This window comes from Microcystis sp. 0824, from assembly GCF_003112475.1.
In the GTDB taxonomy this organism is placed as follows: domain Bacteria; phylum Cyanobacteriota; class Cyanobacteriia; order Cyanobacteriales; family Microcystaceae; genus Microcystis; species Microcystis aeruginosa_C.
The window spans coordinates 113701-139090 of sequence record NZ_BDSM01000021.1; the positions used below are offsets into that span (position 1 = coordinate 113701).

27 protein-coding genes, 1 other RNA gene and 4 pseudogenes are annotated in these 25390 nt (G+C 44.0%); 20 read left to right on the forward strand and 12 right to left on the reverse strand.

Annotated features, from left to right (window positions below; all coding sequences use genetic code 11):
* Positions 1 to 72: 72 nt before the first annotated feature.
* Together petD and petB are read right to left on the reverse strand one after the other, a co-directional pair.
* The gene (gene petD, locus N0824_RS08280; RefSeq protein ID WP_004267928.1) at positions 73 to 555 is read right to left on the reverse strand and encodes a cytochrome b6-f complex subunit IV; all 483 of its coding nucleotides are present in this window, start codon (positions 553 to 555) and stop codon (positions 73 to 75) included.
* A 51-nt stretch (positions 556 to 606) separates the two neighbouring features.
* Entirely contained in the window at positions 607 to 1275 is a 669-nt protein-coding gene (gene petB, locus N0824_RS08285; RefSeq protein ID WP_002738970.1) for a cytochrome b6, read from the reverse strand.
* A 236-nt stretch (positions 1276 to 1511) separates the two neighbouring features.
* Between petB and N0824_RS08290 the strand changes: the two genes are divergently transcribed.
* From N0824_RS08290 to N0824_RS08310, 5 genes are all read left to right on the forward strand, one after another.
* Positions 1512 to 2948 (forward strand): circularly permuted type 2 ATP-grasp protein, encoded by a 1437-nt coding sequence (locus tag N0824_RS08290; protein ID WP_108936413.1) that lies wholly within the window; start codon positions 1512 to 1514, stop codon positions 2946 to 2948.
* Between the two features lie 70 nt (positions 2949 to 3018).
* The gene (locus N0824_RS08295; protein WP_046662870.1) at positions 3019 to 4020 is read left to right on the forward strand and encodes an alpha-E domain-containing protein; all 1002 of its coding nucleotides are present in this window, start codon (positions 3019 to 3021) and stop codon (positions 4018 to 4020) included.
* The gene (locus tag N0824_RS08300; protein WP_108936414.1) at positions 4020 to 4886 is read left to right on the forward strand and encodes a transglutaminase family protein; all 867 of its coding nucleotides are present in this window, start codon (positions 4020 to 4022) and stop codon (positions 4884 to 4886) included. Before N0824_RS08295 ends, N0824_RS08300 begins: the two co-directional genes overlap by 1 nt.
* Positions 4887 to 5020: 134 nt before the next feature.
* A complete protein-coding gene (locus N0824_RS21290) occupies positions 5021 to 5218 on the forward strand; it encodes a hypothetical protein (protein WP_233256388.1) in 198 nt (65 codons plus the stop codon).
* Positions 5219 to 5255: 37 nt separating this feature from the next.
* Positions 5256 to 5726: a DUF29 domain-containing protein gene (locus N0824_RS08310; RefSeq protein ID WP_108936415.1), complete on the forward strand. Its 471-nt coding sequence runs from the start codon at positions 5256 to 5258 to the stop codon at positions 5724 to 5726.
* A 293-nt stretch (positions 5727 to 6019) separates the two neighbouring features.
* On the opposite strand, the gene N0824_RS08315 is transcribed toward N0824_RS08310, so the two are convergent.
* The 3 genes from N0824_RS08315 to N0824_RS08325 all read right to left on the reverse strand — a co-directional run bounded on the left by N0824_RS08315 (position 6020) and on the right by N0824_RS08325 (position 9531).
* Positions 6020 to 7363 (reverse strand): TldD/PmbA family protein, encoded by a 1344-nt coding sequence (locus N0824_RS08315; protein WP_108936416.1) that lies wholly within the window; start codon positions 7361 to 7363, stop codon positions 6020 to 6022.
* A gap of 93 nt (positions 7364 to 7456) precedes the next feature.
* On the reverse strand, positions 7457 to 8059 hold the full coding sequence (locus N0824_RS08320; protein ID WP_108936417.1) for a DUF456 domain-containing protein: 603 nt from the start codon (positions 8057 to 8059) through the stop codon (positions 7457 to 7459).
* Between the two features lie 2 nt (positions 8060 to 8061).
* A complete protein-coding gene (locus tag N0824_RS08325; RefSeq protein WP_046662865.1) occupies positions 8062 to 9531 on the reverse strand; it encodes a TldD/PmbA family protein in 1470 nt (489 codons plus the stop codon).
* Between the two features lie 184 nt (positions 9532 to 9715).
* On the opposite strand from N0824_RS08325, the gene N0824_RS08330 reads away from it, so the two are divergent.
* The 4 genes from N0824_RS08330 (at position 9716) to N0824_RS08345 (ending at position 12403) form a co-directional block, all read left to right on the forward strand.
* Positions 9716 to 10180: a hypothetical protein gene (locus tag N0824_RS08330; RefSeq protein WP_004267957.1), complete on the forward strand. Its 465-nt coding sequence runs from the start codon at positions 9716 to 9718 to the stop codon at positions 10178 to 10180.
* A 268-nt stretch (positions 10181 to 10448) separates the two neighbouring features.
* Positions 10449 to 10839: a transfer-messenger RNA gene (ssrA, locus tag N0824_RS08335) on the forward strand.
* A 29-nt stretch (positions 10840 to 10868) separates the two neighbouring features.
* Positions 10869 to 11237 (forward strand): FHA domain-containing protein, encoded by a 369-nt coding sequence (locus N0824_RS08340; protein WP_108936440.1) that lies wholly within the window; start codon positions 10869 to 10871, stop codon positions 11235 to 11237.
* Positions 11237 to 12403 (forward strand): pyridoxal phosphate-dependent aminotransferase, encoded by a 1167-nt coding sequence (locus tag N0824_RS08345; protein ID WP_108936418.1) that lies wholly within the window; start codon positions 11237 to 11239, stop codon positions 12401 to 12403. The genes N0824_RS08340 and N0824_RS08345 overlap by 1 nt, the downstream gene beginning before the upstream one ends.
* 118 nt (positions 12404 to 12521) lie before the next feature.
* Here the strand turns inward: N0824_RS08345 and rsmH are convergent, their stop codons facing one another.
* The 4 genes and pseudogenes from rsmH to N0824_RS08365 all read right to left on the reverse strand — a co-directional run bounded on the left by rsmH (position 12522) and on the right by N0824_RS08365 (position 15477).
* The gene (gene rsmH / locus N0824_RS08350) at positions 12522 to 13400 is read right to left on the reverse strand and encodes a 16S rRNA (cytosine(1402)-N(4))-methyltransferase RsmH (RefSeq protein WP_108936419.1); all 879 of its coding nucleotides are present in this window, start codon (positions 13398 to 13400) and stop codon (positions 12522 to 12524) included.
* A 30-nt stretch (positions 13401 to 13430) separates the two neighbouring features.
* Positions 13431 to 14942, reverse strand: coding sequence for a threonine ammonia-lyase, biosynthetic (ilvA, locus tag N0824_RS08355; RefSeq protein WP_002742782.1), 1512 nt, complete (start codon positions 14940 to 14942; stop codon positions 13431 to 13433).
* Between the two features lie 117 nt (positions 14943 to 15059).
* Positions 15060 to 15164: pseudogene (locus tag N0824_RS08360) on the reverse strand (DNA cytosine methyltransferase); the annotation flags it as partial.
* 76 nt (positions 15165 to 15240) lie between these two features.
* Positions 15241 to 15477 (reverse strand): DUF4926 domain-containing protein, encoded by a 237-nt coding sequence (locus tag N0824_RS08365; RefSeq protein WP_108936420.1) that lies wholly within the window; start codon positions 15475 to 15477, stop codon positions 15241 to 15243.
* Positions 15478 to 15756: 279 nt separating this feature from the next.
* Here N0824_RS08365 and N0824_RS08370 point away from each other — a divergent pair, with 279 nt between their 5' ends.
* The 6 genes and pseudogenes from N0824_RS08370 to N0824_RS08395 all read left to right on the forward strand — a co-directional run bounded on the left by N0824_RS08370 (position 15757) and on the right by N0824_RS08395 (position 20539).
* Positions 15757 to 16005 (forward strand): hypothetical protein, encoded by a 249-nt coding sequence (locus N0824_RS08370; RefSeq protein ID WP_233256389.1) that lies wholly within the window; start codon positions 15757 to 15759, stop codon positions 16003 to 16005.
* 80 nt (positions 16006 to 16085) lie between these two features.
* A pseudogene (locus N0824_RS08375) lies at positions 16086 to 17052 on the forward strand (IS30 family transposase).
* Positions 17049 to 17318 carry a hypothetical protein gene (locus tag N0824_RS08380; protein ID WP_233256390.1) on the forward strand — a complete coding sequence of 90 codons (270 nt, stop codon included), beginning with the start codon at positions 17049 to 17051 and terminating at the stop codon, positions 17316 to 17318. Before N0824_RS08375 ends, N0824_RS08380 begins: the two are co-directional and overlap by 4 nt.
* Before the next feature lie 97 nt (positions 17319 to 17415).
* Positions 17416 to 18048: a 2OG-Fe(II) oxygenase gene (locus N0824_RS08385; RefSeq protein ID WP_002798217.1), complete on the forward strand. Its 633-nt coding sequence runs from the start codon at positions 17416 to 17418 to the stop codon at positions 18046 to 18048.
* Between the two features lie 27 nt (positions 18049 to 18075).
* Positions 18076 to 18855: an ABC transporter ATP-binding protein gene (locus tag N0824_RS08390; RefSeq protein WP_108936421.1), complete on the forward strand. Its 780-nt coding sequence runs from the start codon at positions 18076 to 18078 to the stop codon at positions 18853 to 18855.
* Between the two features lie 307 nt (positions 18856 to 19162).
* On the forward strand, positions 19163 to 20539 hold the full coding sequence (locus N0824_RS08395; RefSeq protein ID WP_108936422.1) for an MlaD family protein: 1377 nt from the start codon (positions 19163 to 19165) through the stop codon (positions 20537 to 20539).
* An 87-nt stretch (positions 20540 to 20626) separates the two neighbouring features.
* Here N0824_RS08395 and N0824_RS08400 read toward each other — a convergent pair whose 3' ends face one another.
* Together N0824_RS08400 and N0824_RS08405 are read right to left on the reverse strand one after the other, a co-directional pair.
* The gene (locus N0824_RS08400) at positions 20627 to 20848 is read right to left on the reverse strand and encodes a type II toxin-antitoxin system HicB family antitoxin (protein ID WP_108936423.1); all 222 of its coding nucleotides are present in this window, start codon (positions 20846 to 20848) and stop codon (positions 20627 to 20629) included.
* Positions 20823 to 21008: pseudogene (locus tag N0824_RS08405) on the reverse strand (type II toxin-antitoxin system HicA family toxin); the annotation flags it as partial. The gene N0824_RS08400 and the pseudogene N0824_RS08405, both read right to left, overlap by 26 nt.
* A 348-nt stretch (positions 21009 to 21356) precedes the next feature.
* Here N0824_RS08405 and N0824_RS08410 point away from each other — a divergent pair.
* The 5 genes and pseudogenes from N0824_RS08410 to N0824_RS08430 all read left to right on the forward strand — a co-directional run bounded on the left by N0824_RS08410 (position 21357) and on the right by N0824_RS08430 (position 24539).
* Positions 21357 to 21788, forward strand: a complete 432-nt coding sequence (locus N0824_RS08410) for a DUF29 family protein (protein WP_108936424.1) — start codon at positions 21357 to 21359, stop codon at positions 21786 to 21788.
* Positions 21789 to 21795: 7 nt separating this feature from the next.
* Positions 21796 to 22038: pseudogene (locus N0824_RS08415) on the forward strand (DUF5678 domain-containing protein).
* Positions 22039 to 22074: 36 nt separating this feature from the next.
* Positions 22075 to 23088 carry a WD40 repeat domain-containing protein gene (locus N0824_RS08420; RefSeq protein ID WP_108936425.1) on the forward strand — a complete coding sequence of 338 codons (1014 nt, stop codon included), beginning with the start codon at positions 22075 to 22077 and terminating at the stop codon, positions 23086 to 23088.
* 46 nt (positions 23089 to 23134) lie between these two features.
* The gene (locus N0824_RS08425) at positions 23135 to 23707 is read left to right on the forward strand and encodes a Uma2 family endonuclease (protein ID WP_108936426.1); all 573 of its coding nucleotides are present in this window, start codon (positions 23135 to 23137) and stop codon (positions 23705 to 23707) included.
* Between the two features lie 16 nt (positions 23708 to 23723).
* On the forward strand, positions 23724 to 24539 hold the full coding sequence (locus N0824_RS08430) for a DUF4351 domain-containing protein (protein ID WP_002750702.1): 816 nt from the start codon (positions 23724 to 23726) through the stop codon (positions 24537 to 24539).
* Between the two features lie 6 nt (positions 24540 to 24545).
* Here the strand turns inward: N0824_RS08430 and N0824_RS08435 are convergent, their stop codons facing one another.
* Positions 24546 to 25352 (reverse strand): MlaE family lipid ABC transporter permease subunit, encoded by an 807-nt coding sequence (locus N0824_RS08435; protein ID WP_108936427.1) that lies wholly within the window; start codon positions 25350 to 25352, stop codon positions 24546 to 24548.
* Positions 25353 to 25390: the final 38 nt, after the last annotated feature.

Genomic DNA, 25390 nt, shown 5'->3' on the forward strand with positions numbered 1-25390 from the left:
AAATTGCCCACGATCGCTCTTCCAAAGTCAGGAATCACAAGCGTGGGCAAAAAACCGGTGGTGTTCAGTAAATTAGAACAAACCGAGAGTTAAAGATGTATCGATGGGGAAAGTGGCACCAATACCTAACCAAATCGTGACCACAGTACCAAATAGGAAGATAGCGGTGGCGACGGGACGACGGAAAGGATTTTGGAATTTATTGACGCTTTCAATAAAGGGAACTAACATCAAGCCTAGGGGAACGCCAGCCATGCAAGCGATACCTAAGAGTTTGTTAGGAAGAATGCGGAGAATTTGGAAAACGGGATAAAGATACCACTCTGGCAGAATTTCTAGGGGAGTAGCGAAAGGATCGGCAGGTTCACCGATCATGGTGGGATCCATAATCGCTAAACCGGTGCAGAGTCCGATCGTACCGAAGATAACCACCGGGAAGACATAGAGCAGATCGTTGGGCCAAGCGGGTTCACCGTAGTAGTTGTGACCCATACCTTTAGCCAACTTAGCACGCAGAGCGGGATCGCTGAGATCGGGCTTTTTTAATGTGGACATGGATAATGTCTCCTAAAAATGATTTCGGATCGACAGAGATATTTTTCTGAATTATAGAGGCCCAGAAATGCCTTGTTTACGGATCATCAAGAAATGTAGCAACATGAAGACCGCGATCGACCAGGGCAGTACAAATGTATGTAAGCTGTAGAAACGGGTTAAAGTTGCTTGACCGACGCTTTCGCTACCGCGCATCAGGGTGACGAGTTGATCACCGACGACGGGAATAGCAGCAGGTACACCGGAAACAATTTTAACCGCCCAGTAACCCACCTGATCCCAGGGTAAGGAGTAACCGGTGACACCGAAGCTAACGGTGATCACGGCCAGGACAACCCCAGTGACCCAGGTTAATTCGCGAGGTTTTTTGAAGCCACCAGTCAGATAGACGCGGAAAACGTGCAGGATCATCATTAAGACCATCATACTGGCGGACCAGCGATGGATAGAACGAATTAACCAACCAAAGTTGACTTCGTTCATGATGTACTGTACGGAGGAGAGGGCCTCTGCTACAGTGGGTTTGTAGTAGAAGGTCATGGCGAAACCAGTGGCAAACTGGATCACGAAGCACACAAGGGTGATACCACCCAGACAGTAGAAGATATTAACGTGGGGGGGAACGTATTTGGTGCTGATATCATCAGCGATCCCTTGAATTTCTAAGCGTTCCTCAAACCATTGATAGGCTTTGGAATCCGTTACTTGTTTGGTAAACATCGCGTAACCAGTAAGAAAAATGAAAGATTTAAGGTGTGACCTTTAAAAAATGTAACACAGTTTTCAGGGCTAATTCTCGCTCTTGTCAGGTTTCTCCACCGGTGGGGATCAATTGGCGATCGCTGTCTGCCAAACGGCTAACTTCCTAAAATTTCCCTTAAAATGTCTCCTAGACTACAAAAAATCGGGCCAATTGTCCGACACTGGGAATAGGTAAGGTATGGAATGAGGTCAGCGTGCTATTAAATACCTACGATCCCGAAGGCTTCTACGACGAACTATTCTTAGATGATGGTCAACCTCGTCCCCACGCGTCCCCTTTAATCAAATGGTTGCAGAATCTGCCGCCCCGAGAACTTCAACAACACCGGGAAACCGCTCAGTCGGCCCTGTTTGAATTGGGGGTGACTTTCAATGTCTATAGCGACAATCAAGGGGTAGAAAAAATCTTTCCTTTTGATATTATTCCCCGAATTGTCGCGGCTGAGGACTGGGATTATTTAGAAAGAGGCCTGAAACAACGCATCAAAGCTCTCAATCTTTTTCTCTCCGATATCTACAATGACCAGTTAATCATTAAAGATGGCATTATTCCCCCCGAATTAATCGCCTCGGCGACGGGATTTCTGAAACCCTGTCTGGGACTGAAACCCGCCGGAGGGATCTGGTGTCACATCACGGGGACTGATTTAGTCCGCGATAAGGATGGTCAATGGTACGTTTTAGAGGATAATTTGCGGGTTCCTTCCGGTATTTCCTATGTCCTCGAAAATCGTCGGGTAATGAAAAGCACCTTCCCCGATATTTTCCAGACAATGAATGTTAAACCGGTGGATGATTATCCTTCCCATCTGTTGGAAACTCTCCTCAATTTAGCCCCACCCCAATTACCTAATCCCACCGTGGTGGTTTTAACCCCCGGAACCTATAATTCTGCCTACTTTGAACATTCTTTTATCGCCCAACAAATGGGGGTAGAATTAGTGGAAGGGCGTGATTTAGTCGTCTTTGATGGTTATCTACAAATGAAAACCACCAAGGGATTAAGACGGGTAGATGTGGTATATCGTCGCCTCGATGATGACTTTTTAGATCCGGCGGTTTTTCGTCCCGATTCGATGTTAGGTGTACCAGGATTATTAAAAGTTTTCCAGGAAGGTCGCGTCGCTTTAGCTAATGCTCCTGGTACGGGAGTTGCCGATGATAAGGTTATTTATGCTTTTGTCCCGGATATGATTCGTTATTATCTGGGAGAAGAAGCGATTTTAAATAACGTTCCCACCTATCTTTGTTGGCGAGAAAAGGACTTAGATTATGTCTTAAATAATCTCGATAAGTTAGTCGTAAAAGCCGCTAATGAATCGGGAGGTTATGGGATGTTAGTCGGTTCTCAATCCACCCCCGAACAAAGGGCAGAATTCGCCCCGCGCATTGCCGCTAATCCCCGCAATTATATCGCTCAACCGGTGTTAAGTCTTTCTCGGGTTCCCACTTTAATTGACACGGAAGTTGAAGGTCGTCATGTGGATTTACGCCCCTATATTCTCCATCGGGGTGATGAAATTTATGTGCATCCAGGAGGGTTAACTCGCGTAGCTTTGAAAAAGGGTTCTTTAGTGGTTAATTCCTCTCAAGGTGGTGGCAGTAAAGACACTTGGGTTTTAACCAAGTAATCAGGACAATAATCAAAATTTTGCTGGGTTACTAACCCACCCTACCCTTTTCACTTTTTCCTCGTTAATTATGCTTAGTAGAGTTGCCGATTCAATTTATTGGTTAAATCGCTATATTGAACGGGCGGAAAATGTCGCCCGGTTTATGGATGTTAACCTTAATTTAATGTTAGATATTCCCACCAGTGTTTTGCAACAGTGGGAACCTTTGGTTTTAACCACAGGAGATTTAGAACAATTCAAGGAACGTTACGGCACAGCCACCGCAGAAAATGTGATCAATTTCTTGACATTTGACACGGAATATAGTAGTTCAATTATCTCTTGTTTGCGCTGGGCGCGAGAAAATGCTCGGTCAGTTCGTGAGATTATTTCTTCGGAAATGTGGGAACAGGTTAATGGTTTTTTCTTGATGGTAAAAGATGCTTCCTCTTACCATCCTCAAACTACTTTACCTAACTTTTTTACCCAAGTTAAATTGGCTAGTCACCGTTTTGCGGGGGTGATGGATGCAACGATGACTCATAATGAAGGTTGGCATTTTGGCGTTATGGGAAGATTACAGGAACGCGCCGATAAAACCGCCAGAATTCTTGATGTTAAATACTATTATCTCTTACCTTCCGCTCAATGGGTAGGAACTTCTCTAGACCAAATTCAATGGATTGCTTTACTGCGGTCGGTGAGTGCCTACGAAATGTATCGTAAATGTCAACGACGGATTACTCCTAGTGACGTGGCCGAATTTTTAATTCTTAATCGAGAATTTCCTCGTTCAATTCACTTTTGTCTGCGGGAATTAGACCACTGTTTACATCAAGTTACAGGGACTCCTGTAGGAACTTGGGGGAATTCGGTAGAAAGAAGTTTAGGGCGACTTTGTGCGGAAATGAGCTATCTAACTATCGATGATATTATTGAAATGGGATTGCATGAATTCCTCGACCATATTCAAAAAAGAGTTAATGATGTGGGAATAAAAATGACAGAAACTTTCTTCGTTTTTAATCCTGAACTTGCCTCACCTCTGCCAGTAAATAACTTTCAATATCAATCCCAATTAACAACTTAATGCGTTATCACATTCGGCATCAAACTAACTATTTCTATAATCAGCCCGTGATTTTATCTCCCCATCTGCTGCGCTTGCGACCAAAATCCGATGGTGGGCAAACTTTGCGAGAGTTCACGCTCAAAATTAACCCAGAACCTTTAACGATAACTAATATTATCGACCTCGATGGCAATTCTTGTTTACAAATTTGGTTTAATCAACCGACGGAAGAATTATTGATTGATGTGGTGAGTGAAGTGGAAACCCATGGGGTTAATCCTTTCCAGTATTTATTGGAACCTTGGGCGACCTGTTTACCCTTTGATTATCCCATTTCCCTCCACAGTCAATTACAACCCTACAGACAATTTTATGGGTTAGCTAATGACCCCGATGTGACAGCATTAGCCCAGGAAGTTATGCAGGAAACCGAGGGACAGGTGCTATCTTTCTTGTTTAATCTTAATGACAAAATTTACCGAAATTGTCAGCAAATTATTCGTCTTACCGGGGAACCCTATCTACCCGGAAACACTTGGAAAAATAAGCAGGGTTCCTGTCGCGATTTGGTGGTTTTATTTATGGATGTGTGTCGCTGTGTGGGATTGGCTTCCCGTTTTGTCAGTGGCTATCAAGAAGGAGATTTAGACCAAGGAGAAAGACATTTACACGCTTGGGTAGAGGTGTATTTGCCGGGGGGCGGCTGGAAAGGTTATGATCCTACCCATGGATTAGCGGTGAGTGACCGTCATATTAGCCTCGTTTCTAGTCCAATTCCCCGTTATTGCGCCCCGGTACAGGGAAATGCTCGACCGGTTAGTCTGGGTCATCAAGTGATGGAATCTCACCTATCATCGACAATTGCGCTCGATTTGTTATCTTGAGGGTGATTGTTTATGGCTAAAGGATTTGGCACAGCAACAAAAGGACATTTAGGCTATGTTTTATTGTTTATGGGGCTAATAATAGTTTAGATGGGGAGGGAGAGGAGTTTATTGGGGTTACTAATCTGTTAGAAATGGCGCGAGTTTGGACTAAAAAAAATGCGGCGCGTGAGGCGATAATCAAATATGCAGATTTTTTGATTGAACAGTTAGAAGAAACTCCCCAAGTGAATATTCAGATTAGAAGTTTAAAGCGTTTAGCCAACGGCAAGTTGGTTACGGAAGTGTTAGAGGAGTTAACTTTTGAACAAAATTCGGCCTCTCCTAGATAGAGAGCCATTTAAGTAATTTTCTATGGAGAGTTAAATTATGTCGTCAACTGCCTACGAAACTGATTATAATCAATGGCTAAAAGAGACGGTAAAACAGTTACGAGAGCGCAATTTTGAGCAGGTAGATTGGGATAATTTAATTGAAGAAATCGAGAGTATGGGTAAAAGTGATAGACGAGCTTTAATGAGTCTGTTAACCCGTCTTATCGAACATCTTTTAAAGCTGGCTTATTGGCAAGAAGAAAAAAAACGGTCAGGTAATCATTGGGCGGCAGCAATAGTCAATTTTCGCGCCCAAATTCAGCATCGTTTAGAAGACAGTCCCAGCTTACGGCAAGAATTAGCAGCTATGTATGATAAAGTTTATCCAGTGGCGATTAAATCAGTTTCTCAGCTTTTTTCCCTCAATTCAGACGCTCATATATCCCTCGAACAAACATTAGATGATAATTGGTTTCCCCAGCTGAAAAATAGTTCTTATAGCAGTTATCTTAATGGTGAGGTATGAAGTTTTCGTTTTGGGGAGTCAGGAGTTAGGAGTCAGGAGATAGGAGATTATTTTTATTTATTCTCCCTGCTCCCAATTCTGGTGCAGTCTTAAGGAGTAATACTAAATCCGTTGAGTATAGGCTACTTATGAGTATAGGTAAAAGGCAAAAGGGAGAATCGATAATCAGTCTTTAATAACCAGATTTAGTATAATTTGCATAGTCAACAGCTGACCCACGACTATAAAATTAACATCCATCTTGCGGGGGTATTACCCTAGTTAATACCCCCTATTTTTGGTCTGGTATAGTGTTAAGCTTCTCCCGTGATTGATAAACCCTCTACCCAAACGTAGGGACAAACACCACTAGGAGTAATAACTGCTTCCGGTTCCAGATAAACAATCGATTTCAGCAGTGTTAAAATATCTCCGGCTACGGTAGCGGAATCGATGCTAACGCGCTCATTTTTGTTCACTAACCAACCGTCAAAGGGCAAAGAGAAGGAACCTTGTAGAGAATTAACTCCCGCATGAAGTGCCTGTAAACTATCAATTAAAACCACATTTTCTGCTGTTTCCAAAGAATAGCTTTTTGGTTGATTAGCACTAGCAAAAACGTGATAAAAATGGGGACTAACCGTTACTTTTGACCCAATGTTACCGTTGCCAGTCGGTTCTGTATTCATCCGTTTAGCGGTAATCGTGCTATGGAGAAAATTACTCAAAATCCCCTCTTTAATTAATTCCACACGACGGGTGGGAGTGCCTTCACTATCAAAAGTTTCTGCGGCAACATTAGCCGGATGGAGGGAATCATCGCACAAATTTAAGGCCGTAGCAGCGATTTGTGTCCCTAGGGATTCAGGAGTAGAAAGACTCTGTTTATCAAGGACATTTTGGGCATTAAACAGATTAGAAAATGCTCCCATTAGACTCAAAAAGGCGCGGGGGGCAAAAACCACCAAATATTTACCCGTGGTAATCGGTTGATAGTCCAGATGGCTAACAGTTTTGCTAATCGCTTCCTCGATGCAACCATCGATATCTAATTTTTCCAGGCCCGGACTCACCCGAAAAGCACCGGCGCTGCGGGGTTTTTTGCCTTCCTGTTCGGTTTTGGTGTATAAATACACACTGGCATAACTACGCGCTTCCTGACGCATTGCCCCGTCGCTATTGAGATAAAAACGTCTGACCTGCTGTTGTCCCAAACCATTATAGGGAACACTGGCAATAGCCGGATGGGCCGCTAGTAGGGATTTTTCGGCGGCTAATAACTTATCGATGAGAGTGGATACCGGTGCTTGATTGTACATTTCGCTGGCCACTTCTGTGGTGGGTGCGGTGGCAGCGGGACTAAAATCGGGGACATTTTCCTTAACGCCAAAAACGCTGGCTTCCTGAGCGGTTTTTAGGGCTAATTGCAGTCCCACCGGGTCCACATCGGTGGTGGAGGTGACACCGACTTGATTATCCTGATTCCAGACGCGAACAATAACGCTGGAACGATTGGAAGCTTGTACCTGTTTCGGTTCCCCTTGAAACACATCCACATCGGTTTCATCGACCGAGGAACCATAGATGTCGTATTTAGCAATTCCTAAAGCTTGGGCGCTAGAATTAGCGATTTGGGCGATATCTTCAACTTTTGGCATAGATTTGGTCAGAAATGAGATGAATGTAGAATTGAGCGGTCAGCCATCAGCCGTAAGCTAGATAAAAGTGATATTTATCAGAAAAATGGCTGATTAATTGAAAAACAAAGAACTCAAATCTGAAAACTGATAGCTGAAAACTGATAACTGAAAACTGATAACTGAAGAGAGATTCGGCCAGGTGGTGACAATAAAGACGATAACGGCAGCCGTGGCCAGCATAGCTTTGGCAACGTGACCGATAACCGTACCGACGACGATACCGACACAGACTTTTAGGGATTGTTGCAAACGGGGAGTTAATTCCAAATCGCGACGATAGGCGTATTCTCCCAAAAAAGCCCCCACCACAGGACCGACAAATAAGCCGATAATCGGGCCGCCAATGGGTAAAGCTGGTAAAAGCCCGAATATTCCCGCTAATAAACCCACTACTAGCCCGATTTGACTCCAATTGCTCGCCCCAACTTTTTGGGCGCCGAGATAACTAGCGAGGAATTCCACCCCCAGACTGAGGAGAAGGACAACAAAGGCCACGGTTAAAGCGACCCCCATCCCCGCAAATTTGGTGACAAAACCCCACACCACCATGGCGATTAAAATCAAACTCATGCCGGGGATAGCGGGCAGCAGTTCGCCAATTATCCCCACTATCATGATGGCAATGAGGAAGTAGTAGAGAATCACTAAAGTCATGATTAACGACCGCCAACGGTAATAGAATCGACTTTTAAATGGGGTTGACCAACGGTGACATAAACGCTACCACTAACGGAACCGCAAAAACCCGCCGCTAGACCTAAATCTTGGGAACACATAGAGATTTTATTCATAATCTCCTTAGCTGAACCGATTAAAGTCGCGCCTTTCAGGGGTTTAGTCAGGTTGCCATTTTCGATAAGATAGGCCTCCTCGACGGCGAAATTAAATTCCCCGGTCGCCCCCACACTACCACCGCCCATTTTTTTGCAATAAATGCCTTTATCGATGGAATTAAAGAGATTATCGAGGGTATATTCCCCGGGGGCGATGTAGGTATTCCGCATCCGACTAGCGGCCGCATAGGTGTAGTTTTGACGGCGACCGCTACCTGTGCGCGGATGGCCGGTTTTAATTGAACCGGTGCGATCGGCAATGAAGTTTTTTAGGATACCATTTTCAATTAGGAGAGTACGCTGGGCCGGCATTCCCTCATCGTCCATATCGATAGTACCGAAAGCTTTATCGGATAATCCTTCGTCCCAAGCCGTCAGATTTTCGTGGGCGATTTTTTCGCCTTTTTTATCGAGAAAGGGCGTGGTTTTTTGCTCGATTTGCGTAGTTTCTAACAAATGGCCACAAGCTTCGTGGAAGATAACGCCGCCAAATTCATTGGCCATGACGATGGGATAACTGCCGGATTCTACATAGTCAGCGTAAAGCATTTTACCCGCCGATTCGGCCACTTCTGCCGCCGATTCCTCGGCATTCCACGTCCGCAGAAAATCGGGATTACTGGTACTACCCACCCGTTTACCAATGCTAGAACGATTAGTCCCATCGGCACAGAGGAGATTATAGCCCACCGATTGGGTGAGGCGAATATCCCGGGCAAAAGTGCCATCACTAGCGGCAACTAAAATTTCTTGCCAATCGCGAAAATAAGCGGCGCGACGAGATTGGACGTGAGAGGCTTTCTGATTGAGTTGAACGTTAGCATTTAGGAGAATATCACCCATTTCTCCCAAAGAACTGCAATTATTCAACCAAATATCTTTGTTTTTGACCGTGGCATAATCCCGGAACATTTCCAGATTGATTTCGGGAATATAGGCGTTAGGACTGGGTAGGTTTAAACCGAGAATCGATAAACCTTTTTCTAGGGCATTTTTTAAGCCTTGGAAGCTTAAATCGTTGGTACTGACATAACAATCGGCTTTACCGCGAAAAAGGCGGATTCCTGCCCCTGTAGATAGTTTCGGTGAGAGACTGGTGATGCTGTCATCTTCGGCTAAACAACTGATATAGTTGACTCTTTCCAGGAAAAATTCGATAAAAGTTGCCCCGGCAGCCCGTCCCAGTCCCAGAAGAGTGGACAAAGGAGCCGCCCAAGAGCTATCAAAGCGCTCCAGACTAGGATTATATTTCAGGGTGGGGAGTTCTTTGGAGATGAGTAGAGTGGGTGACATAAAGCTCGTTTATCAGTTAATCTGCTGGTTTCTAGTCTAACAGTTCTCCGTTTTTTGCGTCTGGGGATGCGTTAGCGCCGCCCAACCAGGCTAAATTTTTCTCCTTCATATCTCTTAATAAAAACCTTGATTCGAGCGCTCATCGCCCGCAAGATTAAAGAAAGAGCGACTCAGGATTAAAATAATGGCCACAGCGACACAATTCTTAAACATTTCTGACTTGACAAAAGATGATTATTGTGTATTCGGTTTAGCAATTTGTTTTCTCAAACAGGAGGGAGAATTAGAAAAAGTGGCGGTGTTAGAACCGATTCCCTCGGCAGCCCTAGAGGCAATTGTCAAAGGAATTCCCACTTCCTACGAATTTGCCCGCGCCATGAGTTTAGGAGAGGTTTTTCAGGACGATAATCCTCAAATACCTAGTAATTTCCCCGATAATACCCAATTATGCGAGAATTTTGTCGAAAGGGCGATTGCGGCCACTCGCACCTATAAAAATCAACCCCACCTGCAAGGGTTAATCTCCTTGGGCAGCCAAAAAAACGATTTAAACTTTTCCCTAGAGAAAAAACGCATCTTGAATGCTGTTCATGTGGTGCGGACGGAGGATAACGTCAAACAACATTCTCACACCCATAAGGTTTTGTAATCAAGGTTAGTTCGGGTTAGGGAAATTTGGCAGTTTTCCCTGATTCCGAACTCAGGTTATAGCAGTCGAGCAATAGCTGCTCAATTAATTGTTTAGTCTCTGGTGATACTAATCGAGGGCAAATATAGGCTAATTTTCCCAAAAATCAGCGATAAAAACCTTTTTTCCCATCTGGACTGGCTCTGAAGACTGGGAAGCTCGGAAAAATCTCAATTGAGCCACAATTAGCTTAATCAAAAAATATGCTATAATCAGAATGTAAGCACAAGGGGCCGTAACGGTTTCGACAGGTTAGCGAAAGCTCCCCCGTGATACAGGTCGAGAGTGAGTCTCCTCTCGTAAATCAAAGGCTCAAACAAAAAGTAAATGCGAACAACATCGTTCCTTTCGCTCGTAAAGCCGCTCCTGTAGCTGCCTAATAGTCTCTAATCGACTCGAGCATTCATGGTTTGACTCCGTTAAGGACTATGGATAAACCCCCAACGGATGCCACGTTTAACTTTCTCTAGTTAGTTAACCGTCTAAGCTTTAACTAGAGCATCCCACTGTCCGGGATAAGTGACAGTCCCCGTTTCGAGGGTAATCGAGACTAAACCTGTGAATGAACGGACAGTCAATACCTAATTTGGACAGCAGTTCGACTCTGCTCGGCTCCATTGATTACTTTAATAAAAAACCCTTAAAAAAAGTGTCTAAGGCTTTTCTCCTCCACGAAGAAACGGGGACTCTCTTGGAAATTTCGGGACGGAAAAACCGTTTTTATCTGGGAAAGGTCAATCCGAAAGTGACGGTAGATTTAGATCTTTCCCATCTTCCCGATGCGAAAATAATTTCCCGCGTCCATGCGATTATTTATGTGGAAAAAGACGGTTTTTATCTAGAAGATGCCGGCAGTCTTAACGGCACTTATCTTAATGGGGAAAATCTGCAATCGGGACGCAAAAAGCTGAAAAGTGGCGATAGGATTACTTTGGGATATTACCGGGCGATTAATCTTTTGTTTGAGATTGAATCAGCCCATCCTCCCCAATATACCTTCAAATCTCTTGCCAACTGATGAAAAACCTTCTCTCTCGCATGGACGGGGTACAAACACCAATTATTCCCGTGGTCGGTCAATTAATTAAAGCGAACCCCGGCACTATTTCCCTCGGTCAAGGGATTGTTTCCTATTATCCACCCCAGGAAGCGCTCGAATCTCTATCTTTATTCTTAGCTAATCCCAAAAATCATCAATATCAATCTGTGGCGGGAATTCCCCCCTTATTAACAGTAATTAGGGAAAAACTAGCCGAAGATAATCGGATAGAAATCAGCGATAAACAGGCAATTTTTGTGACGGCGGGCAGTAATATGGCCTTTATGAATGCCATTTTAGCCATTACTTCCCCGGGGGATGAAATTATTCTCAACACTCCCTTTTATTTCAATCATGAAATGGCCATAAAAATGGCTGATTGTCAAGTAATTTTAGTTGCCACAGACAAAAATTTTCAATTGCGTCCAGCCGCCATTGAAGAGGCAATCACGGAAAAAACTAAGGCAGTGGTGACGATTTCTCCTAATAATCCCACGGGAGTAGTTTATCCAGAAAATACCCTGAGAGAAGTCAATCACATCTGTCAAAAAAAGGGCATCTATCACATTCATGATGAGGCTTATGAATATTTTACCTATAACCATGCCCGTCACTTTTCTCCGGCGGCAATTGTTGACAGTGAATCCTGGACTATTTCCTTATTTAGTCTCTCAAAAGCCTACGGTTTTGCCAGTTGGCGCATTGGTTATATGGTAGTACCAGAACATTTATCTGAGGCGATTAATAAGATTCAGGATACTATTTTAATCTGTCCGCCGGTGGTGTCGCAATACGCGGCCCTAGGGGCGTTACAGGTGGGTAAAAGCTATCCTTTAGAACAGTTAAAAACCATCAGTCAAGTTAGAGAAATTTGCCTGAATGCTTTAGAATCGATTAGGGATATCTGTGATGTTGCTACTGCGGAAGGGGCTTTTTATTTCTTCCTGAAAATTACCACAGACAAGAATGATTTTCAGTTAGTTAAAACTTTAATTGAGCAGCAGCGGGTGGCGGTGTTACCCGGTTCAACTTTTGGGATAACAGAAGGCTGTTATTTGCGTCTTGCCTACGGTGCTTTATCTCCAGAAACGGCTTTAACGGCAGTAGAAAGATTGGTAAAAGGACTGCGTTATTTTAGTCAATGATTTTCAAGAATAAATACCGGCTTTCTTTCTTGGTTTTTACTTTACCACAGCCTTTATCTTCAAGATAACGACTCCCCAAAACCAGAGAGTTTGTACCTCACAATTAAGATAACTGCTATCAGATAACCTCTGATTCTATCTTTTGGGCTATTCTTAGTTTAGCCGAACGAGAACGAGGATTTTTAGCTTGTTCTTCTCGGCTGGGAATAATCGGCTTTTTGGTGATAATTTTCAAGGAATTATTTTCGCGAAAGCCATACTTGATCAGACGATCTTCTAGACTATGAAAACTGATCATAGCGATAATTCCCCCGGATTTTAGCCAGTGGGGGGCTTGATCTAACAATTTTTGCAGAGAATCTAATTCTTGATTAACAGCGATGCGTAGGGATTGAAAAACCCGCGTTGCCGGATGAATACGTCCATAACGGTAACTAGCGGGGACAGAACTAGCGATGACAGCTGCTAATTCTGTAGTGGTAGTAAAAGGACGTTTTTGGACGATCGAGCGAGCAATAGGACGAGATAAACGTTCTTCTCCGTATTGATAAAAAAGATCCGCTAATTCTTTCTCCTGCCAATGGTTAATAATATCGGCTGCCGTCAGGGATTGACAGCGATCCATCCGCATATCTAAGGCTGCCGTGTGGCGAAAACTAAAGCCGCGCTCGCTCTGATCGAATTGGGGAGAACTGACTCCTAAATCGGCGATAATGCCATCAAAACTGCTATTTTGTCCCTTATAATCGGCGAAGTTCCCCCACCAGAGGGTTAAACGGCTATCTAGATAGGGGGCAAGACTGATTTTAGCGGCTTCTAGGGCGCTTTGATCGCGATCGATGGCGGTTACTGTGGTTTCGGGATGAGCTTCTAAAAGCAAGCGGCTGTGTCCACCACCGCCTAGGGTAAGATCGAGATAATGCCCCCCGGGTTGAATATTTAAACCGGCGATTAATTCTTGACTCAAAACGGAAATATGGGGAAAATCTTGATTCATCTGTACTGATAACTTCCTGAAAATGGCGATTTAACCTAAAAATAACTGATAGGCCCGGTTTTGACTTTCATCCCAATAGCGATAGCCGAGAGTATCGAGAAAAGCTTGCCATTGATTCATTTCATCGGGGGGGACCTGTATGCCCACGACGATGCGCCCGTAATCGGCCCCGTTATTGCGATAATGGAAAACGCTGATATTCCAGTGGGGACTCATGGAGGCGACAAATTTCATTAAAGCCCCTGGTCGTTCGGGAAACTCGAAGCGATAAAATAATTCATGCTCGGCTAAATGCGATCGCCCTCCCACCATGTGGCGCAGATGCAATTTAGTCAATTCATCATCGCTAATATCGAGGGTTTTAAAGCCGCAAGCTTCAAAACTCTCGGCTAATTTCTTGGCATCGCTGCGATTTTCGATCTGGGCGCCGACAAAAATATGCGCTTCTTTTTCATCGGCAATGCGATAACTAAATTCGGTTAAATTGCGTTTGCCGACACATTCGCAAAAACGCCGTAAACTGCCCGGTTGTTCGGGAATAGTCACAGCATACAACGCCTCGCGCCGTTCCCCTAATTCGGCCCTTTCCGCCACAAACCGCAGACGATCAAAGTTCATATTCGCCCCACAAGCCACAGCAACGAGGGTTTTATCCTCAATTCCTTCTCTTTCTACATAAGCTTTCGCTCCTGCTACCGCTAACGCCCCCGCAGGTTCTAAAATCGAGCGTGTATCTTGAAAAACATCCTTAATCGCCGCACAGATATCATCCGTATCCACTAGGATAATCTCGTCCACATACTGCTGACAGAGACGAAAAGTCTCCTCTCCCACCTCGCGCACCGCCACCCCGTCGGCAAATAATCCCACTTGAGACAAACGCACCCGATAACCGGCTTTTAGGGATTGATTCATCGCGTCTGAGTCCACAGGTTCCACCCCGATAATTTTAATTTCTGGGCGTAAACGCTTGACATAGGCGGCAATACCTGATATTAAGCCACCGCCACCAATAGCGACAAAAATGGCCTCGATCGGTTGCTGATATTGTCGTAAAATTTCCATACCGATCGTACCCTGGCCGGCGATTACCTCCGGATCATCGAAGGGATGGATAAAAGTTAAGCCTTTTTCCGCTTCTAACTGCCGCGCGTAGGTGTATGAATCATCGTAGGTGTCACCGTGCAGGACGACAATCCCCCCCCGGGCTTTTACTGCGTCGATTTTGACTTGGGGAGTGGTGACAGGCATAACGATAATCGCTTGGGTTCCCAATTGCCGCGCCCCCAAAGCGACTCCCTGAGCATGATTTCCCGCCGAGGCAGCAATTACACCTTTTTGTAACAAATCCCTTGACAAATACGCCATTTTGTTGTATGCGCCGCGCAGTTTAAAAGAGAAAACCGACTGCATATCCTCACGCTTGAGTAAAAGCTGATTGTGCAAGCGTTGGGAGAGATTGGGGGCAAATTCCAAGGGGGTTTCTTGGGCGACATCATAGACGCGTGCGGTGAGGATTTGAACCAGGTAATCGCAGTACATTATTCTTTTTTGGCGGTGGGGATTGGCAAGTCAGGCTAGGATCCAGAATAGATCATCGTCGGTCCAGTTAGCAATAAAGAGCTATCAACCGTCAGCCGTCGGCTTTTTGCTCCCCGCTGCCTGGGGTTGTTTGGCTTTTAAAATACGGGCAATCTCAAAAAATAGCGTACCTCTGGTGTGGTCAAATGCCTTTAAATCACCACAAATACTAAAAGGGGGACATACACAAAAACAAGGATGGTGGGTTACGCTTCTTGAACCTCAGTTTTCTAGGAAATCACAGCGAAGAATAACAGAATTATATAATTTGAAATTCATCCTGTTTAAGATTTTGAATCGATTCAATCTTGGAAGCTTCTACAGCGATAACTGTATAGGCTTTTCCCTGATTATTTAACACTTCTAAAACATAGCCATCCTTTTGGCTTTCGGCTCGAGGACAATAATCCACGATAATCGCGTGACTGCCACGATAAAAATTAGATTCTGGCAAATTTTCGGTTAATTGAACTTCGGAAAACCTAGCAAATTTCATAGTCTAACTTTTTTAATCTGGTAATAAGGTGATTTCTGATCAAGAAGATACCTGATAGATTAAAATAGGGGAAATGGCAAGTAGGAAAGAAAAAAAATGGTGTCTATGCTAGAAGATACAGCCTGAAACCTCTCTCAAATCGAAGACTTATGTTTTGCAGCTAAAAAGATGACGGGGGATTTTCGGTGAGCCTTTCAAGGGAGGATTTGTCAAAAGTATTTTGAAGGGAATGTCATAAAAACGGAAAAAATCTTGGGTTGGGGGCGAAGAAAAGTCAAATTGGGAATAGAAGAACAAAGAAGCGGAATAATATGTGTTGGGCGACAGTCAACTCACAGTGGAACGAAAAAATGGGAAGAGAAACAACCAGAAGCTGCCGAGTCTTTAAGAAAAATAGCCGAGTCATACGCACAACAAAATCCAACATTTAATAACCCGATTGCTTATACTCGACTGACGGCTTCTGAGGCGAGAAAACAATTAAAATTCGCCAATTCAAAAATGAAACGCATCAACCTCAAGAGTTGACAAAGAAAGGCTCATCAGGTACTGTCTGATCATTAACAAAAACAAATCAGACCCAAAAACGAAGCCCTCAACATCTTAACATAGAACAAAGAAACTTGCTCTACCAACTTAGTCAGGAGGGAAATTTATCTCAACGGCAAATGGCCGTCTGGCTCGGATGTCATCAAAGCACGACCAGAGCGAGAATTAAGAAGGAATCAAAGTTCCCTGGGCTGATATCTACCTGACACAGCACAAGCTGAAAGCGAGAAGCGCCAAAAAAATGCCAAACAACCCTTTTAAAATGTCAGCGAGTCGGCCTTAGAGTTGGTGAAAGAAGGATTGAAAAATTATCATAGTCCCGAACAAATAGCAGGTCGTCTGAAAAAAGCTGGTCAAGAATCGCTCAGTCATGAAACCATCTATCAAATGATCTATCAGAACTATCGAGACTGTGGAAAATATCAAGAATACCTACGTCAAGGACGAGGAAAAAGAAAGAGTCGAAATGGAGCAAAAAGTAAGCGTGGAGGGATTTCAGGGCGTGTAGATATCAGCAAGCGACCAGCAATTGCTGACCAGAAAACTGAAATCGGTCATTGGGAAAGTGACACAATGATTGGAGGCAATCATCTAGGAGTTCTCGTTACTCATGTGGACAAAGCCTCGAAATTTTTAGTAGCAGAATTAGCCAAAAACAAAACCGCATCGGAAATCAATAGAGTCACAGAAAAACTTTTCCAAGAGATTCACCCTGACAAAAGAAAAACCTTTACTTGTGACAACGGCAAAGAATTTTGTGGACATCAAGAGTTGAGTCAGAAACTAGGAGCAGATTTTTATTTTGCTACTCCTTATCATTCGTGGGAGAGGGGATTAAATGAGCATACCAATGGACTGTTAAGACAATTTTTCCCCAAGAGAACGAATTTTAAAATCCTTAAGCCAGAGGAGGTGGAAAGAGCCGTAAACTTAATTAACAATCGTCCTCGAAAATGTCTTGACTATCAGACCCCCAATGAGGTATTCTATAAAGGTAGATCAGACAGTGATGCAATTCAGACTTGAATCGGCCTTATCCTGATTTACTCAATCTTTCTCAAGCCTACATAGAAAGTATTGACAGGAATCAGTTAACTAAAAATGATCTCGAAGATTTTAAAAAACCAGCAGGTGAAAAGAAAGCAATTATATCCAGTATTAGTAGTATATTAAGAACAGGTAAAGCCCGACAAGTTTCCCTACAAGATAATCGATGGCTAGATGAGCAAACCCTAGAATTAGAGAGCATCAAGCTTATTAAAAATTTCCTTGAGCAGATTATCGGACTTTGAGAAAAAAAAGCTAATTGAATAGCTGCTATCGAAATTATCCCCATCTCTACTAGGAACAAGCTATCATAAAGATTGCTATCTCGTTCCGATTCTATCCGTGCCTTACTATTCCCAATATCCCGATGCTTTCACTCCCAGTTACCTGAGCGAACTACAAGGACAGATTCTCGCTTGTCCCCACTTCACAGTTAACAATTTAAATCGAGATTTCGTTAAAACCAAAGGCTTTTCCATCGCTTTTCGACGCACACAAATCAGCGAAGTCGCACGAATGTTTCCCTATTTTAAACCCTATCTTGATCGCAGTTTACAAGCTGACTGCAACGCTTTTTATCTTAACCCCTTACTCCTACAAACCGGTTCACGCGTCGATCCCCATATCGATCGCTCCCTGCGCTCCTATTGTAAAACTATCGATCCCCCGCTCCTAGTTAGCGTCCTTTATGTGCAGGTTCCTAAAGATATTCAAGGGGGGGAACTGGTACTAGCAACAGGCAATCGTTCCGTGGCCCAGATTCGTCCTTGTACTAACACCTTGATCCTCTTTCAAGGAGATCTCACCCATTCAGTTAATCCCGTTAGCTGTTCTGGTATTCGTCTCAGTCTTGTCTGCGAACAATATCGTTTAGATGCCGAAGAATTGCGAGAGATTCCCGAAATACAGATAGAATCGCGAACCATGAAACCAGAAAAGAAAAAAAAGAAAGATCGGGTCATTGCCCTACAATAAAAGGGCATTTTTGTAAAGATATTCTAGATGGTGATGCGCGAACCGATCGTCGAATTAAGGGGAGTAACCAAAGCTTTCGGCAAGAAAGTAATCTTAAATAACGTCGATCTGAAAGTGTACGAAGGGGAAGCGATCGGCGTGATCGGTCCGTCCGGGACGGGAAAATCGACGATTTTGCGCTTAGTCGCCGGATTACTGGCCCCCGATCGAGGAGAAGTGTACATCTACGGCACAAAACGCCAGAGAACCGTAGAACAGGGGGAAGATCCCCTCGGTGTTGGTCTAGTTTTCCAGCAATCGGCCCTTTTTGACTCCCTCACCGTCGGGGAAAATGTCGGTTTTGCTCTCTATCGCCACTCAAAGCTAAAACGAGCCGAAATTCGCGATTTAGTGGAAGAAAAACTGGATTTAGTGGGTATGACTGGTTCCTACGACCTCTATCCCTCTGAAATATCCGGAGGGATGCGAAAACGCGTCAGTTTAGCCAGAGCAATTATCAGCGATCCCTCGATCGCCGCCGATCGAGCGAACATTCTCCTTTACGATGAACCCACTGCCGGACTGGATCCCGTCGCTTCTACCCGCATCCAGACGGTAATTATGGAACTTCTCAAAGTAAAAAAAGCCTGTGGGGCCCATCTCATTGTCACCCACGTCCACAGCACCATCGAAAATACCACCGATCGCATCGTTTTTCTCTATAAAGGTCAATTTCAATGGGTTGGGCCGACTCAAGAGGCTTATCACTCGGAAATCCCCGTACTCAAGCAATTTTTTACCGGCAGTATCGACGGACCAATTCAGTGATCAGTAAACAGTAAACAGTAATCAGTGAACTGATAAGCTGCCCGCGCATTTAAATTGCTTGTTGAGACGAGGCAAGAGGCACTCTTGCAAGACCCCCCCCAACCCCCAAACCCCCTGCCCCCCCCCGACATCGGGAGGGTCGGGGGAAATTCAGCTAATCTAAGGATAGGCGGTTAAGATGCGTCTTAGCTTAACTCGCATCTGATCACTGATAACTGATAACTGATCACTGATCACTGATCACTGATCGCTGAAATCCCCCGATTTCTCCTGTAAGATACTGTGTAGAGATGAGGAGTAATTATTTATGGAAGCTGGCGGTTCACAACGAGGGATTTCCCCAACTCTCAGGCAAAGTGGTATCGGTTTAATGTTACTGACATCGGGGGGAATATTAATCTGGTTTATCGCCTGGTTAAGTAATTTTAGCTTCGGGGGACGCAGTTATCGCGCCAGCTTCCTTTTTCCTAATGTGGGTGGCATGATGGTGGGAACCCGCGTCGGTTATCGGGGAGTGAGAATCGGGCAAGTGACGGCAATTACCCCAGAACCGGAGGGAGTCGCCGTAGAAGTGGAGATTTCGCCAGCAGATCGCCTAATTCCCAGTAATTCCCTCATCGAAGCCATTCAATCCGGTTTAGTGGGTGAAACCACGATCGATATTACTCCCCTGCAAGCTTTACCCGTCGGTGGTGTTAAAGAACCCCCTTTGAGTCCTAACTGCAATGGGGAGGTGATTATCTGTAACGGTTCCCGTTTACAAGGTCAATCGGCGCTAAATGTCAATACCCTGATCAGATCTTTACTGAGAATTTCTAATCTAGTTAGTGATCCCGATATGGTAGCCGGATTTCGTTCCTTTACCCAACGCGCTGCCAATGCCTTGGGGGGACTCGATCGCTTTAGTGGTGAGGCAACCACCGCTTTAAGCGAGGTTCGTCGCAGCGGTACTCTAGGTAAAGTTAATTCGGGGATGAGATCCCTAGAATCCTTACCGCAAGTATCCGGTTCCCTCGATCGCCTTTCTAGTGATCTTTCTGGTGTCGGGGGATTGAGTCAGGAAGCGACTACTTTACTGAGAAGTTTACAGGGAAGTGGCGGCCTGAGAAATTTAGACGCTACCCTGGTAGAGGCCCGAAAAACGCTGCTTTTGGTGGGAGAAACCACCGAAGAACTGCGGGTTTTTTTGGCAGCTAATCAAAATCGTTTAATTGCTACTCTCGATAGCATCAAAACTACCAGCGATCGCCTACAAACTACTCTCGCTGCTTTGGATCCCATCCTGACGGAAGTGCAGAAAAGCCAAATTATCGATAATTTAAACACTATTTCGGCAAATGCTGTTAAATTAAGTGAAAATTTGGGAAATTTTACCGCTTATCTCTCCGATCCTGCCACTGTTGTCACCCTACAGCAACTCCTCGACTCCTCTCGTGCCGCTTTTGCCAATCTTCAGAAAATCACCTCGGATGTGGATGAAATTACTGGTAATCCGCAACTGCGACAGGAAATTATCCGCTTAATTCAGGGTTTAAGTCGTTTGGTTTCTTCTAGCGAACAACTACAGCAGGAATTCGCCCAAGGTCAAGCAATGACAAGAATGGCCGCCCAAATTGCGACAATAGCCCCAAATCCCCCCGCTAATACCCCAGAAAAAGACCCTAAGAAACCTGAATCTGAGTAGCAGAATTTGGGGTTAGGGGTTGGGAAAAAAAGTCCGAGCATTTGTACTAAAATTTTTAAGACCCAGTTTCAATACACAACAGTTTGTCTAATTTTTTGTCATAGCTAAATGAGGAATTTCTTCACCATGTTGACGATAACTTTCTTTAACGCTTTCCCAAGCTAGAATTAATTGATTGAGTGCTGTTTGGGGGCTATCAGCAAAAGCGGAAACGCTAGGAATTTCTACTAAGTATGCTATCCAATCTCCCTCCTCATCTTGGAAGATATTAATGCTAAAACCGTTAAAATCCTCGGTTGTTGGATTCATTTTCTTCCTCCTGTATTTTTAAAAATTGTTTAACTTGATCAGCTTTCGCTTCACCGTTTTTTGTCGGTTGAATAGATAGACGGACTCTCTTGGATGAATACCAAATGTGATGACTTCCTGTTTGATGGTCAAAAGTCCAACCACAAAGATTAAGCAAACTCTCAAATTCGCTAAAACGTAATCCTTAAGGCGAGTTTTTGGCCTTTTCTAGCAGTTTTTCTTTTTTTCCCATCGATCGATCACAACGAACTCAATCTATTTTAGCTTAAAGTTAAAAGAAGGAGATCGCATTTATACATCAGAGATAGAATGCAATTCGCCGCTACAATACCCGCAAATCAATTAGTTTTGCTAATCTTCGAGTAACGGCCACACCATAGCACAGAAAACCTCAAAATAGATGAAAAAATGATTAACTTTTTGCTCAAGATGGCCTTAAATGAGCTTTGGGATAGAGAGACTTGTGGCAAGATATAATTAAGGTATATTTTGGGGAAGAAATTGGATTATGGAAGAACTTTTAGAATTAAAAGCTTTGCTCTTAAAAGGTGATATTAAAGGTTCACTGGCGATTGTAGAACACCTTGAAGATATGAGCAAAAATGCGATTATTAGCACCATTCGTAGTTATGCTGTTATCTTATTACTGCATTTAATTAAACAACAGGCAGAAAACCGAACCACTCGTTCTTGGGATGTCTCCATTCGCAATAGTGTTAGAGAAATTCAACGCCAAAATAAACGCCGAAAAGCAGCAGGATATTATTTAAGTGATGAGGAATTAACAGACACTTTAAACGATGCTTATCTTAATGCTTTGGATGCCGCTTCTTTAGAAGTCGAAGCTGGTGGTTATCAATCGGAGCAACTAGAAGCTATAATTGACAAAAATAAACTGATTAGTGATGCTTTCCTTTTAATAAAAAACGTCTCTTCCTAGAAAGATTATGACCAACTCAATCTCTCAAGAACAAGCCCAAGAAATGTTAAGTTAGTTAAACAAAAATCGTGAAACCGTGCTTGATTTATATAAAAATCAATACATTGCCTATAATGAAAAAGGGGTCATTGCTGACGGTGAAAATTTACAGAATGTTCTGGAAGAAGCCAACACAACCAATCAAGAATTTGTCATTTATCTTGTTCCTAGTTGTCGTTATTCTATTCAAATTTTACCCATTCAAGTTTAAAGTAGTTTAAGATGATTTTGACAACGGCAAAATTCTATGAAAATAACCCTTTATCAACCGACATTATCGTTATTATTGCTGCTGTTGCTATCGGGGGGTTGTGCAGTCAATCGGGAAAAAGACAAAACCACCACTCCGCAAGCGTCTCCCCTAGCAGAAATCGTTCCTTGGCAGATGGTGGAACGGGTTACTATTTTAAAAGCCGATCGGGATCCCATCTATGCTTTGGCCATTAGTCCCGATAATTCCCTGCTGCTGAGTGGTAGTTTTGACGGCACGGTTAGGGAATGGGACCTAAAAACTCAAAAACCTCTCAGGACTTGGCAACTAGGAGATACCGTTAACGCTATCCAATTTAGTCCCGATGGTAAGACTTTCGTAACTGCCGATGCGGGGGGAAAAGTGCAACGCTGGAATACGCGCACGGGAAAATTGGAAATGACCTATCCTGGCCATGCTTTTCTCGTTACCGATGCCGCTATTTCTCCCGATGGCAAAATTTTGGCCACGGGTAGCTGGGATCGTACTGTTAAACTCTGGGATTTTCAGACGGGTACACTGTTAAAAACCCTGCGCGGCCATAATCATCCGATTCAGGCGATCGCATTTAGTCCCGATGGTAAAGGAATTGTGAGCGCCGATTACGATGGTTTCGTTAAACTGTGGAAAGTGAGTACCGGTCGCTTTATTCGTGCCTATGCGGGTAATTTATTCCCCGTTTATCGGGTGCTTTTTTCCAAGGATGGTAATACCGCCGGTACTGCTAGTCAAGACGGTTCGATCCGCAGTTGGCAAGTGAAAAGTGGCATCGGCACCACTACTATTCTCGCCCATAATGACGCTGTTACCGATATGGCCCTGCTGGATGGGGGCAAAGTTTTGGCCAGCACTTCCGGGGATGGAACTGTCAAATTTTGGGATGTTAATACCCGTCGGCGCTTGAATACCCTGAAGGGAAACGTCATCTTAAGAATGGTTGCCAGTCAAGATGGTCGTTGGTTAGTCACTGGAGATCGGGATGGTGCGATCGCGATCTGGCGGGGAATCTAATTGACTATAATTAAGACTAGAGTGTTTTCTAGGGTGAAATATAGCTATGGCAGCAGTGATTTTAAACTTAGATACAGTCAATCTCAGCGATGAGCAGTTTTACCGTCTCTGTCAAGTTAACCCAGATTGGCAACTGGAAAGAAACGCCCAAGGAGAATTAATTGTGATGCCACCTGTTGGGGGAATTAGCGGCAACCGAGAGGCCGATTTTATTAGTTTACTTTGGTTGTGGAATCGTCAAACCGGATTGGGTAAAGTCTTTAGTTCGGCGACGATTTTTCGTTTACCGAAGGGGGGAGATCGCGCTCCTGATGCCGCTTGGGTGAGTTTAACCCGTTGGCAAGCTCTAAGTCGAGAAGAACAGGAGAAATTTCCGCCTATTTGTCCCGATTTCGTCATTGAACTGCGCTCCCGTAGCGATTCCCTCCCAGAAATTCAAGCTAAAATGCGGGAATATCTCCACAGTGGTTTGCGATTAGGTTGGCTAGTTAATCCTCAACAACAACAGGTGGAAATTTATCGTCCTCAGCAACCCTTAGAAATTATGGAACTACCCGCTAATTTAAGCGGAGAGGATGTCCTACCCGGCTTTAGTTTATTTATCTCCATTTTTGAGTAAAATATAGTCAAGACTAATGTATGATTCTACTTGTAAATTTATCGCCCTGGAATATTCGAGAGATTTAGCCACTTGGTTATTAGGTAAACCTTTAGATTTAACCGAAATTAAACCCTCAGAGTTGTCATTGGAGCCGATAAGAGCCGATAGTTTAATCTTTTTAGAGTCAGAAGAATTAATCTTACATATTGAGTTCCAAACCGACCCTAAAGAGGATATTCCCTATAGAATGCTCGATTATGCCACAAGACTCTATCGACGCTATCAGGGCAAACCTATCTATCAGGTAGTTATTTATCTAAGGAGGAGTACCTTGCCCCTAGTCAGACAGAATGACTATCAACAGGGAAAAACTTATCATCAATTTGAGGTGATTAGACTATGGGAACAGCCCTATCAACCCTTATTACAAGCACCAGGACTATTGCCCTTTGCTATACTAGCTCAAGCTGAGGAGCAAGAGAATTTACTGCGGCAAATCGCCCAAAAAATCGAACAAATCAGCGACAGTCGAGAACAAAGCAATCTGGCTGCCTCCACCGCAATTCTCGCTGGATTAGTATTAAACAAAGACATCATTCAACAATTGTTGAGGAAAGATATTATGAAGGAATCTGTCATCTATCAGGAAATCAAAGGGGAAGGAAGACAAGAAGAAGCCATCAATTTGCTTCTACGTCAATTAAATCGGCGTATAGGTGGCATTTCTGCCGAATTATCTGCCAATATCCAAAGTCTTTCTCTAGAAAATTTAGAAAACTTAGGAGAAGCTTTATTAGATTTTCAGTCAGTAGAGGACTTAGAACAATGGCTAGAAAATGAGCGTTTTTAACTGAAATTACTGTCCAAACAAAACCGAACTATTGCCAGAGCCTTGGAACAAAATCCAAGTCATCAGCAGATTAGATAAAAAAATCGCTAAGAGCATAGTGACTACGGCTGCGGTAGTAGCTTGGCCGACTCCTTTAGCACCGCCATCGGTCGTTAAACCCCAATTACAGCCGATAATCGCAATTAAAGCCCCAAAAACCACCCCTTTAACTGGTCCACTCAGCACATCTCCCACACCCAGGAAACCGCGAACCGAGTCGAGAAAAACTGAATTAGCAATTCCGTATAAACTTTGGCCGACCAGCAAACCGCTACCTAAACCGATCAGCAACGCCATAACACTCAAAGCGGGAACCATCAGACAACAGGCAATTAAACGAGGCAGCACCAGATATTCCACGGGATCGGTTTTGAGCATATAGAGTGCGTCGATCTGCTCTGTCACCTTCATGGTGCCGATTTCCGCCGCAAAAGCCGATCCTACCCGACCAGCCACCACGATCGCCATCATAATCGGACAGAGTTCCCGACCGAGAGCAAGGGCCAAAATTCCCCCCACCATACTGCCAGCACCCAAAGCTTGGAACTCCCGGGCCACTTGGATAGTAAAGATCATCCCGATCACTGCGGCCGTGATCATGGCGATAATCAGTGAGGCGGGCCCAGCTGCCACCATTTGTTCTTGGGTGACGCGCCAATCGGGTTTGCGCGTGAATAGGAAGTAAAAAACCCTGCCGGTTAAGAGTATCGCTAACCAACAGCGCCGAAACCAAGAGCTTAATTCCTTGCTAAAAATTGCCAATAAATCCTTCATGGCCCTCAAAATAGATCGGACTAGAGAAAAGTCTATCC